Annotated in this window: 12 protein-coding genes; 4 read left to right on the top strand and 8 right to left on the bottom strand. The window is 52.3% G+C overall.

Translation table 11 applies throughout. The features are described from left to right. Nucleotides 1–228: 228 nt before the first annotated feature. Entirely contained in the window at nt 229–462 is a 234-nt protein-coding gene (locus GX441_09045; GenBank protein NLI98785.1) for a hypothetical protein, read from the bottom strand. Nucleotides 463–528: 66 nt separating this feature from the next. After that, nucleotides 529–1113 (bottom strand): acetate uptake transporter, encoded by a 585-nt coding sequence (locus GX441_09040; protein ID NLI98784.1) that lies wholly within the window; start codon nt 1111–1113, stop codon nt 529–531. 126 nt (nt 1114–1239) lie between these two features. Between GX441_09040 and GX441_09035 the strand changes: the two genes are divergently transcribed. The 3 genes from GX441_09035 to murJ all read left to right on the top strand — a co-directional run bounded on the left by GX441_09035 (nt 1240) and on the right by murJ (nt 4324). Then, nucleotides 1240–1731 carry a hypothetical protein gene (locus GX441_09035; GenBank protein ID NLI98783.1) on the top strand — a complete coding sequence of 164 codons (492 nt, stop codon included), beginning with the start codon at nt 1240–1242 and terminating at the stop codon, nt 1729–1731. Between the two features lie 170 nt (nt 1732–1901). Next, nucleotides 1902–2540, top strand: a complete 639-nt coding sequence (locus tag GX441_09030; protein ID NLI98782.1) for an energy transducer TonB — start codon at nt 1902–1904, stop codon at nt 2538–2540. A 167-nt stretch (nt 2541–2707) separates the two neighbouring features. Next, on the top strand, nt 2708–4324 hold the full coding sequence (gene murJ, locus GX441_09025) for a murein biosynthesis integral membrane protein MurJ (GenBank protein ID NLI98781.1): 1617 nt from the start codon (nt 2708–2710) through the stop codon (nt 4322–4324). Between the two features lie 163 nt (nt 4325–4487). On the opposite strand, the gene GX441_09020 is transcribed toward murJ, so the two are convergent. From GX441_09020 to GX441_08995, 6 genes are all read right to left on the bottom strand, one after another. Beyond that, nucleotides 4488–5243, bottom strand: coding sequence for a glutamine amidotransferase (locus GX441_09020; GenBank protein NLI98780.1), 756 nt, complete (start codon nt 5241–5243; stop codon nt 4488–4490). Beyond that, nucleotides 5243–6637, bottom strand: coding sequence for a DUF1727 domain-containing protein (locus tag GX441_09015; protein ID NLI98779.1), 1395 nt, complete (start codon nt 6635–6637; stop codon nt 5243–5245). The genes GX441_09020 and GX441_09015 overlap by 1 nt, the downstream gene beginning before the upstream one ends. Nucleotides 6638–6720: 83 nt before the next feature. Continuing rightward, a complete protein-coding gene (locus GX441_09010) occupies nt 6721–7902 on the bottom strand; it encodes a phosphoglycerate kinase (GenBank protein NLI98778.1) in 1182 nt (393 codons plus the stop codon). Beyond that, on the bottom strand, nt 7899–8900 hold the full coding sequence (gap, locus tag GX441_09005; GenBank protein ID NLI98777.1) for a type I glyceraldehyde-3-phosphate dehydrogenase: 1002 nt from the start codon (nt 8898–8900) through the stop codon (nt 7899–7901). Before gap ends, GX441_09010 begins: the two co-directional genes overlap by 4 nt. A 32-nt stretch (nt 8901–8932) precedes the next feature. Next, a complete protein-coding gene (gene glnA / locus GX441_09000; GenBank protein ID NLI98776.1) occupies nt 8933–10288 on the bottom strand; it encodes a type I glutamate--ammonia ligase in 1356 nt (451 codons plus the stop codon). Beyond that, nucleotides 10288–11010 (bottom strand): hypothetical protein, encoded by a 723-nt coding sequence (locus tag GX441_08995; protein ID NLI98775.1) that lies wholly within the window; start codon nt 11008–11010, stop codon nt 10288–10290. The genes glnA and GX441_08995 overlap by 1 nt, the downstream gene beginning before the upstream one ends. Before the next feature lie 170 nt (nt 11011–11180). Here GX441_08995 and GX441_08990 point away from each other — a divergent pair. Next, nucleotides 11181–11319 (top strand): hypothetical protein (locus GX441_08990; protein NLI98774.1); only part of this gene is annotated, 139 nt, incomplete at its 3' end.

Here is an 11319-nt window from a genome sequence, read left to right as displayed (position 1 = left end):
CTATGCGGAAAGGCCCCTTAATAACACCCCCTAGCATCACAAGCCCTGCTAAACATATATTCACCATTACGATCTCCTTGTTTAACCTATATTAATATAAGCTGTCAGAGTTTCATGTCAATGCCAGGAGGGCAAAGCCCTTCTGGCATCTTCGCATTCAAGGGTTCTACTCTTCAAGTCCGCCTGAGCTTGTGCCTCCGCCCGTAAGCTGAGGTAAAGAACTAGTGGTCACAATCCACCTTGCTTCGTAAGTCGATGGGGAACCGTAGAAGAAGCCATATTCATCGTCGTCGGTATTCCATGTTCCGCTGACGGAATTCCAGGTTGTCTCAACCGTGTTCTTTCTGCGAATGGCAGAACCAGACCAGGTGCCTGAACCTTCCTTGGTTCCGCTCTGACCGGTTTGCTTACCGCCGCTAGCGCCGTTATCACGACGGCAAGGATTACTTTATTCTTGCCCATTGTTTCCCCTTGGTCTGCCGGCAAATATAGGCAAACCGATGGGTTTGCCTCAAGAATCAAAAAAGATTACTCGCTCTTAAACGGACAGATGGGCAGGACGGTTCGTCCAATATTTTCGTTGAGGACCTCTGCCATGGCAAGATATATAGCCGAAAGCCCGCATACGATTCCTTCCCAGCCGGCGATTTTAATGATAAGGGAACCGGTAACGCCCGGAATCCAGTGGCCGACGGCAAGAAGCCAGAATAAGGTGGTCAAGCTCAAGAACACGAAGAACAACGCCACGTTTTTTTTCAACGTCGCAAACATCATGCAGAACGTGAAGAGTCCCCAAAAGAACAGATACCAGCCCGTGAACGCGGATAGAGTCTTCCACATCTCGGGCAGTCCGAGAACGGGCGCTATCAGAATAAAAACGAGCGTAAGCCAGAAGAGTCCGTAGGAAGTGAAGGCAGTGGTTCCGAATGTATTGGCCTTGCGGAACTCCATTATACCTGCTATTATCTGGGCAATGCCTCCGTAAAAGATGCCCATAGCGACTATTACGGCGCTCATCGGGAAAAGGCCCGTATTGTGGATGTTCAAAAGCACCGTGGTCATCCCGAAGCCCATCAAACCTAGGGGCGCGGGATTTGCATACTTTTCGTCCATCAATCCTCCTTTGAGGGATTTAATTTCGAAAACGATTATATCGACCCCGGCAGGGGTGTCAAACAGGCTTGACACAAATCCGGCGAAGGATTTGATAATTCAAATTATAAATCAAGGAGTAACAAAGTGAGAAAGGTAATCGCGCTAGCAATCCTCGTGATGGCGATAACGCCTTTTGTTAACGCCGGAACATTCGACGGCGGCTATAGCAGCGTAAGCGGTGCGGCCGTATTCGTTAAATACGTGGAGCAGGCAGTTACTTCAGGCCGGGTAGCATTCGATACACCTTTTCATCGCGCTCAGTTCCTGGAAACGTGCCATGTTCTTTATGCCGCATCGAGAGAAGTCGGATGGCAGAGAAGCCGTGACTGGCAGATATGCGACGAAACAGCAGGTACGCTCGCCGGACTCTGCGGCTGGATTCCCGATGGGAACCAGCGTGCGTGGGCGGTAAAGAACCTTGAAGCTGCACAGCTTCTCTATTCGCACTCTGATATAAAGATGATCTCTACGAGTGAACAGATAGAAAGACACAAGACCCGCCTGCTGCCGGCCAGTCCACAGAGTAAAACTCGTTTCTCGGCGAACTACCCGGCAACATACGACTTCCTGAGGTAAGACGTGTAAAGTCCGTGAGTGCTTGTCATGACTCGGACTTGACAGATAACACTCAAGGGCTATAATCAAGCAGATGCGTTAGAATAAAAGTGGTCAACGTTTACGGAGGAGGGATTCTAGGTCGGATACCTTTAAGGCATCCGTAAAAAAAATAAGCGAAAGGATGGAACATGAAGTTCAATGTCCTTCTTATATCTGGATTATCCCTTCTTGGATTTGCGGCATGCATCAAGACTGCAGACCCTGGAGAGTTGGATTCGCCGATAAAGATTGTGGCCACGAAGGCACCCGAATATTCCGACGAAGCACGCAAAAGCGAACGTGAGGGCACCGTTATCGTTGAGATGCTTGTAGATACGGACGGCAAGGTCATAGAAAAAAAGATTGTTGAAAGCTCCGGTCACACCGATCTCGACAATGCCGCGCTCGAAGCCGCTTCAGGCTGGAGCTTCAGTGCTCCGGTATCCGCAGGCAAGAATGTCAGAACAAAGATATCGGTTCCGTTCGAGTTCGTGACCATAATCCCATACGACGAGCTTGATGTGAAACCCGAGCCATTGACCCAAGTCAAACCCAGCTATCCTGAAGATGCAAAGGCTGGCGGTCACGAAGGACAGGCGCTAGTGCAAGCGATACTGGGCAAGGACGGCAAACCGGAGGAGACCACGCTAAAGCAAAGCTCGGGCTTCGAAGAGCTGGACAATGCCGCGCTCGATGCAGCGGCACGATGGACGTTCAAGCCCGCAATGAAGCAAGGAAATGCAGTCAAGACTTCTGTGGTGATTCCGTTCAGCTTCAAGCTGGATTAACATTCTCCTCCCTGGTTTTTAGTAAGAGCCGTCCATTGGACGGCTCTTATGCAAAATCCCGCGATAACTGCGTAATGGCTTCTATCGGATTTGACATCTAATTTTAAACAACTCCTTTTTGCATGTATAATCTTGACCTTCTTAACGCAAGACTGTATAATAATTTATTGAATACCATCACTGAGCACAAAAGCTTCCGCAAAGGGGTAGCCGGTTTCAGTATCGCAACAGGCATTTCGCGCATTACAGGTCTTTTGCGCGAGATGGTAATGGCGCAGCTCTTCGGGGCCGGGTTCGCCAAGGACGCCTTCGAGGTTGCGTTCAGGATTCCCAACCTCTTGCGCGATTTCTTCGCAGAAAACGCGCTCTCGGCCTCCTTCGTTCCCGTGTTCGTGGACAAGATGCAGCATTCAGACAAGCGCGAGCTGTGGCGTTTCGCAAACAACCTTTTTAATACCCTTCTCGTGATAGTCGGGGTGGTGGTCGCTCTTGGAGTAGTGTTTTCACCGCAGATAGTTTCGGTTATCGGTCACGGATTCAAGGCCGTTCCGGGAAAGCTCGAACTAACCACGCTCCTCAACCGCGTGCTTTTTCCGTTTCTTTTGTTCATCTCTCTTTCCGCTTGGTGCGCCGGGGTCCTCAACTCCCACAACAGCTTTTTTCTGCCTGCGCTAAGCTCTTCGTTCTTCAACGTTCTTTCCATCGCAGGCGCTTATCTTACCTACAGCTACTGGATATCAAAGGGGCTTGATCCGGTGCTCGGCATGGCTCTCGGCGGAATGGCCGGAGCTTTCCTGCAGTTTCTAGTACCCTATATAGCGGTCTGGACAAAGGGATACCGCTTCAGCCCATACATGAACTGGCGGTCTGCCGATCTCGCAAGGGTGCTTAAGCTGTGGGGCCCTGTAATCATAGGCTTGAGCCTTGTCGAGGTTCAGGTCGCGGTCGATACCTTTCTAGCGGCGTTACTCGAGCAGGGTTCGGTCTCCTGGCTTTCCTACGCTTACCGCATAATGCATCTTCCGCTTGGGATATTCGGCACTGCGGTGGGCACGGTGAGCCTTCCCTTGTACTCCAAGCTTTTCTCCTCGGGCGATACGTATTTAATGGCCTCATCGCTCAAACGCTCTCTCAGGATGGTATCGCTGCTGCTCATACCGATTTCCGTTTTCATCGCGGGTTTCGCCGAACCTATAGTGCGCGTGATATACCAAAGAGGCAACTTCTCGGCAATAGACACGAGTTGCACCGCGCAGGCAGTCGTTTTCTATATCCTCGGCATCTGGGCGGCGTCTTCCGCAAAGAACCTTTCGGGCGCATTCTACGCCATGCGCAACTCCAAGACGCCGATGTTCGTGAATCTTGCGAGCGTCGGTCTTAACGTCTGTCTCAATCTCCTGATTGCATTCGTTATACTAAAAGAGCGCCAGTTCAGGGGCTTCGCGATTGCCACATCCATATCCTATTTCTTCAGCATGACGTTCATGATGATTATCCTCAAGCGCAAACTTGCAGTATGGAACGCCTCTGACCATATTCTTTTCGGTCTGCGAACGCTTGTCGCTTCAGTACTTTCAGGTCTGCCTATCTATCTCTGCTATCGTTTCGCTCTGCTTCCCCAGCTTGCAGGAAAGCTTGGCCAGAGCTCGCCGTGGCTTGCCGGATTCTGGGGTACGCTTCTTGTGGTTGCCTTGGGTTTCGTACTCTTCATTCTCCTGTATTTTCTGATAGGTTCGCTGTTCGGAATAAAGGAGTTCCGCGATATCGTTAAGCGATCGCAGTAGCAGCAACGCGCCGATATAATACTTCGACTTCTCATGCAAAGATAATTTAGTGGACTTATTCGGGCCGCGACGCTCACGAGCATTGGGACCTTTTCTTTCTTAAGATACTCTATGCCTTTGACCAGTATCAACCCGGCAGACCGGCAACAAATTTTCAAAAGAATCAGTGTGTTTCGCGCGTTCGCTTGAGCGCCGCGGAATGGGCGTTCCATTCGGACATATCATCGAGCGCGGAGAGTTCGGCTTTTCCGTAGCGGTGTTCGAGCGCCCACCTTATCAGGAGATCGGCTATGTGCGGGTTCTTGGGCAATAGGGAGCCGTGCAGGTAGCAGCCCAAGGCGTGTTTATGCACCGCGCCCTCGGTCTTGTCATGGCTGTTGTTGCCGAAACCGGAGTCCACCTTGCCGAGCGGCTTTGCGTTCTTGCCCAGATAGGTCTTGCCGCTGTGGTTCTCGAATCCAACGACGGTCTTCGCAGCGACGCCGACATCCGCTGCTACGGAATCCGAAAGCGTTATCGCAAGGTTGCCTATCATCCTTAAATTCGATGCCTCGGTCCAGGCATCGAAGATACCTACGCCCTCGAGCTTCGGCGCATCGAAGGGCTGATAGTAGCGGCAAAGGAGCTGGTATCCGCCGCAGATTGATAAAAGCGCGGCGCCTTGTTCCACCGCTTGCCTCAATCCTCGAGCCTTTCTTTCCCTCAGATCCTCGGCTACCGTTATCTGTTCCCTGTCCTGGCCGCCGCCGAAGAAGTACAAGTCGTAATCCGAAGCGTCGAGACTCGCTCCCGCTGACAGCTCCGACACCTTAATGCCTATGCCTCTCCAGCGGCAGCGGTTCACTATCGTGATGACGTTGCCGCGGTCTCCGTAGATGTTCATGAGATCGGGGTAAAGATGGCAGAGCCTCAACTCCATCATTCTCTCCAGTACCTTGCCTTGAAGCCTTTTCTTGCAAGTATATCCTGCAGCTTGAGCATCGCGGTGTAAGTAGGCAGGCAGTAGAGGGTTTTTCCCTTCGGAACCGAGTGCAAGAGCTTCATGAACCGCGACTCCAGGTCTCCTATCTCCGCCGTATTATTCATGTCGATGCCGGCGTACTTCAGCCGCAGGGTCATATCCGCCGCGCGGATACCGGCGGTCCATGCGAAGCTGATCTTATTCCTCAGAAGCTCGAAATCGGCGTCCCACAGCCAGGAAACGTCCCTGCCGTCCGCTGTAAGATCGTTAATCGCCACGAGTACGTGGAAAGGCTCCTTGTTGGCGGCAAGAAGCGTCTCGAGCACTGCGTTGCAGCCCGTAGGGTTCTTTATGAGTAAAAGATACAAAACCCTGCCTTCTATCTCAAGCCTCTCGAAGCGGCCGAACGCCGGTCTGAATCTTTGGACGCTTTGCTCGATAATCTCAAGGTCAACACCCATCGCTTCACATGCCGCAGCCGCGGCAAGCACGTTGTATACGTTGTATATTCCCGATAGGTTCAGCCTCATTTCAAACGAGCCTTTCCGTGTCTCGACGATTGCATCCATGCCTGTCATCCCCTTGTGGACTATGTCTCTGGCCTTAACATCGAGCTTCGGCCTTCTCGATTCGCATTTCGTGCATCTCCAGTCGCCGAGATGACCGAGAAAGTTTATCCTGTATTTCAATGGACCGCCGCACCTTCTGCAGCTTCTAACGTCTATGGCATGCACCTTGCCTTTGAGCCGCCAGCTCTCGTCGCCGAGTCCGAAGAATACGACCCTGCCCTGGAAACCGTCGGCGAGTGAAGCGACCGAAGGGTCGTCCGCGTTCAGTACAAGGACGCTCTCATCCGGAAGCCTGGAGATAGCTTCTTTTATGCTGAGCCTGAGACGCTCTACCTCGCCGTAGCGGTCAAGCTGGTCGCGGAAAAGATTGTTGACGACAACGAGTCTTGGTTTGACTGCATCCGCTACCGGAAGAAAAGCCGCCTCGTCCGTCTCCCAGAGGCCGATATCCCCGGAAAGCCTGCCCCTGAGGCTGGCTCTGTCGAGCGCCGCGGATGCAAGACCGCGCGCAAGATTCGAGCCTTGTCTGTTCGATATCGGATTGTATCCCTTTGCTCTCAGTATGTCCGATATCATCCTCGTAGTCGTGGTTTTGCCGTTGGTGCCTGTAACGGCAATAGAGCCGTTGCGAAGGTCCTTCGTTATCCTTTCAAGAAATCCGGGGCAAAGCCTGAGCGCCACAAGCCCCGGCATTGCAGTTCCGCCTCCGCGGCCGATGATTCTTGTAAGCGCATGGAGTAGTTTTCCAGTCCAGAGCCCGAAAAGAAAGCGCAGAGTCGACATAGCGGATTATAATCGAGGCTTGTCTTTAATGCAATAAAAAAAGGGGCGATATCGCCCCTTTGAAATTCAAGCTCAGTCAAGCGTTAGGCAATCAGCGGCGTTATGCCGGGAAGCTCCTTTCCTTCAAGAAAGTGAAGGCATGCGCCGCCGCCTATGGATGCGTGGCTTAGCGAGTCCTCTAGCCCGAAGGATTTTAGCATTGCGAGCGAATCTCCGCCGCCTGTAACCGTCGTAGTTCCTTCTTTCGTTACCTCGGCCATCGCCTGGGCAACCTCTCTCGAACCAACAGAAAACGCTTTCTCCTCGTAAGCGCCTAAGGGACCGAACCAGAGAATCGTTTTAGCCTTTCTTATGGCCTCGATGAACGCCTTTCTCGTCTGAGGACCAATGTCAAGGCCCATCATATCATCCGGGAACGACTCGGTAGTGACGACCTTCGCCTTCTGGGGCTCGGAATAGGAGGTAGAGGCTATATGGTCGACCGGAGTCTTTACCTTCGGCGAATCGGCAATATCGTCTATCTCGTCGAGAAGATCCTTGTCCAGAACGGAGTGGCCTATAGGATAGCCTCTTGCGGCAAGAACAGTGTAGCATGAGCCTCCGCCTACAAGAACCTCATCGGTCTTTTCGAGAAGAAATCTAAGTGCGCCTATCTTGTCTTCTACCTTCTTGCCGCCGATTATCAGAACGTATGGTCTTTCGGGCGAAAAAACAACCTTCGAGAAGTAGTCGACCTCCCTTATGAGGGAGAAGCCCGCGGCAGGGTCCTTGAAGAAGGTCGGGAGCACGGATACGCTCGTCTGGCTGCGGTGCGAAACAGGAAAGGCGTCGTTTACGTAAAAATCCGCATACTCCGAGAGGGCTTTTGCGAACTCAGGGTCAATCTTCCGCTCGCCCGAATGAAACCGCAGGTTCTCTATGAGAAAAACATCGCCTGGTTTTGCAGCCGCAACGCTCGCCTTAGTGGAATCGCCAAGAGGCTCTATAAGAAAGTTGACAGGGTGTTCAAGAAGCTTCTGAAGTTCGGGCACAACGCGTGCGAGACTCATATCGGGTCTGGGACCTGACTCCGGTCTTCCCCAGTGGGATAGAATTATTGGTATTCCGCCCTTTTCGAGTATGTATTTTAGCGTATCGATGGTTCCCTTGATTCTTGCGTCGTCCGTTATCGTCCCTTCGTCGTTGACGGGTATGTTGTAGTCGACCCTGACAAGAACTTTAGAGCCTTTGTTTATCGCAAGCTCGGCAATGCTTCTGAGCTTCATAACCTCTCTCCCATATACAGGACAAGATCCTTTATCCTGCTGGCGTATCCCCACTCGTTGTCGTACCATGAAAAAACCTTTACGAGTGTCGAGTCCACCACCTCTGTCAAAAGGGAATCGAATATCGAGGAGGCTGGATTGGTGGTCAAATCTACGGAAACGAGGGGCTCATCCCGGTACTCGAGTATCCCCTTCAGCTCTCCTTGAGCGGTCTTCCTGAATGTCGCGTTTACGTCCTCAACATTCGTCGGCTTCTTCACGATTGCTGTAAAGTCGACCATGGAGACGTCCGGGGTCGGAACGCGAATCGATATGCCCGAGAGCTTGCCCGCAAGATGCGGCATTACCTTTGTAATAGCCTTGGTAGCGCCCGTAGATGTGGGTATCATCGAGAGCGCGGCCGAGCGTGCGCGTCTTAAGTCCTTGTGCGGGGCGTCCATCAGCTTCTGGTCCGCCGTATAGGCATGAATTGTAGTCATGTATCCGCGTTCGACTCCGAATCCCTCCTCGAGCACCTTCACGAGAGGGGCTAAGCAGTTGGTCGTGCACGAAGCGTTCGATACGATATGGTCCTTCGCCGGGTCGTAATCCTTGTGGTTTACGCCCATCACGAAAGTGGGAATCTCGGGCTTGCCGCTCCCTGGCGCCGATATAATAACCTTCTTTGCGCCAGCCTTGAGATGCGGCTCGGTCTTCTCGAATGTCCTGAAAAGCCCTGTCGATTCAACCACGACGTCTATATTCATGTCCTTCCAGGGCAGGCTGGCAGGGTCCTTAACGCTCAATACTTTTATATCTTGTCCGTCAACCTTAAAACCGGAATCCGTCGTTTTAACATCAAGCGAGCCGCGGTGAATGGAGTCGTACTTTAAAAGATGCGCTAGCGTTGCGGAATCGGTAATGTCGTTGACCGCAACAACCTCAAGTCCTTTCTCCTTGTAAGATGTCCGGAAGAAGAGTCTTCCTATTCTTCCGAAGCCGTTTATGGCCACTCTCACCGCCATTGTTCCTCCTTATGTTTTTTGTTGTTTTATAATGCGAAGTATTTAACGTACTCAGCGGGAGTAGGATAGGACTTGATTTCCGCTATCTCTTTCTCCTTGGTTTTGAGCCACTTATTTATAACTTCTTTCTGAAAGACGCCCTCTTCGGTAAGGAAGGATGAATCGTCGGATAATGCTTCAAGCGCCTCATCGAGGCTTCGGGGAAGTCTGGGAAACCGCTTGTCATCATCTTTTGGCAGGTCGACTACCAATTCGCCGGGGTCGAGCTTCCGCCTTATCCCGTCAAGTCCTGCAAGCATTATGCCTGCGAGAGTAAGATAGGGGTTTCCCGCAGCATCCGGAACCCGGTACTCGAATCTCAAATCTGCTCCGCCGCGCAGGTAGCCGGGAACCCTTAATGCTGCCTTGCGGTTCGCCCTGGAATGAAACACCCTCGAAGGAGCCTCCATGCCGCCCTGAAGCCTCAAATAGGAGTTGGTGGTCGGGTTAGTAAACGCGCATAGCGCTCTCGAATGCTTTATGACGCCTCCCATGAACATCCGGGCTGTCTCGGAGAGCGCATTATCGTCCTTCGAATCGGCGAACATATTTTTTTCGCCTTTCCAAAGCTGCACGTGATAATGCATTCCGCTTCCGGCTTCGCCGGCAAGGGGCTTAGGCATAAAGGTCGCCTTGATTCCCTCTGCTGCGGCCGCATTGCGGATGATGTATTTTACGGACTGAATAACGTCGCCCGCTTCCTGTAAATCCAAGAAAGCGGTCTCTATCTCCATCTGAGCGAAGCGGCATACTTCGTGATGGTGGTATTTAACCTCAACTCCAGCGTCCTCGATGAGGCGGACTATATCGCTCCTGAGGTCGGCGAAGGCGTCGAAGGGCGGAGCTATGTGATAGGCGTTGCGCACCCCGCATCCTTCATCCTCTTCACTCGATTCGATAGAGAATCCGCTCGAAAGAGTATCTACGTGATAGCTTGCCTCGTCGAAAAGGTAGAACTCGAACTCCGGAAGAACCAGAATTTTATCCGCTATCTTCTCCTTCTTAACAAGAGCAAGCGCTTTCCGCAGGATGTTTCGCGGGCAAGCGGCGAAGGTTTCCTGACCGTTAGGCTCATATATATTCCCGAAGAAACTTGCTGTAGGGTGCTCGTAGAAAGGGTCTATCCATATCTTGGACGTGTCCGGTTTCACAATCAAATCCGATTCAGCTACGTCCCTGAAGCCTCCGAGCGAGGAGCCGTCGAAGCCCACTCCCTGCTCTATTGCAGTCGAAAGCCTCGATAAAGGAAAATTGATATGACGCAGCCTGCCCTCGAGGTCCGAAAGCTTGAGGTCGACGAACTCCACATTCTTATCCTTCAAACTAGCAATTGCATCCGACATTAAAACTCCTGGGTAAGTTGAAAACGCACGCTTCGCGTCCAGTTAGGGTCTGTTTCAGCGAACATATCCGAAAGGCAGAACTCTATGCCGGTTCCCTTGGTTATCTGCCAGCCTGCCGACATGCCGAGGTTGATGCCGTACTCCGGGTAGACCACCAGCTCGGGCGTTATGTTGAACGCCTGCCCCAATATTATTGAAGGCGCCGCGTAAACATGCCAGCCTCTCCATCCCCACTGGTTCAGGAAATCGTAGCCTGCGCCAAAAGCCAGGTCGAACGCCAGCCAGCCCAGGGGGATCTCCTTACCTAAAACAAGATAGGCTCCGGGCTGGTTGACCTGCTCTGACCACACTGAATTCTGCGAGTCAAATCCCACGGCCAAGGAGAGCGGGAGCTCGGGTTCCTTGAGTATGGCTACCTTTGCCTGCACGCCGGGAAAGCTGTAGAGGTCGATATCGCCTGCGCCGATGATGTTCGAACCGCCGTATGTGAGACCTATCTGCAGACGCTCGAAGAATCCTACCTTGAGGCCCAAAAGAAGCCCGCCGTTTGGAACAAGGTGAAGGGACACGTTGTATGAGCCATGCCCGAGCACTCGAGGGTCAGGCCTTGTAACGTAGTAGTCCTGTCCGAAAGCCGCAGAAGCAGAACAAAAAAAGAAAATTGCGAAAAAAAGGAGGCGCTTCGCGGCGTGATTTTTTTGCACGAAGCGATTAAAAAACATGCCTAATCTTATCCCTCAAAAAGGCCATGTCAACCCTTTCCGTACCCCTCAGCCCTCCTCAGCCTCCTCGGTCCTCCTCAGCCGTGACATCCCGCTCCGCCTTAACCGCAACACCCGCAACACCCCCTCCCCCCGTAACACACCAGTCTGAGACAAGGGGTTTAAACCCCTTGTCAGTTACGCCAATCGGCTCAACCATCACCCTGCGCTACTTCGACTGCCCGAACGGTTTCTCCGCATCCGTCTTCGACGCTTCGGGCAGAAAAATCGACATGATTGAATCTTCGGGCGAGTCCGGGACATTGTCCT

This window comes from bacterium, assembly GCA_012517375.1.
In the GTDB taxonomy this organism is placed as follows: Bacteria; Hydrothermota; Tepidihabitantia; order B3-TA06; family B3-TA06; genus JAAYVC01.
This window is presented reverse-complemented; position numbering and strand designations above follow the sequence as displayed.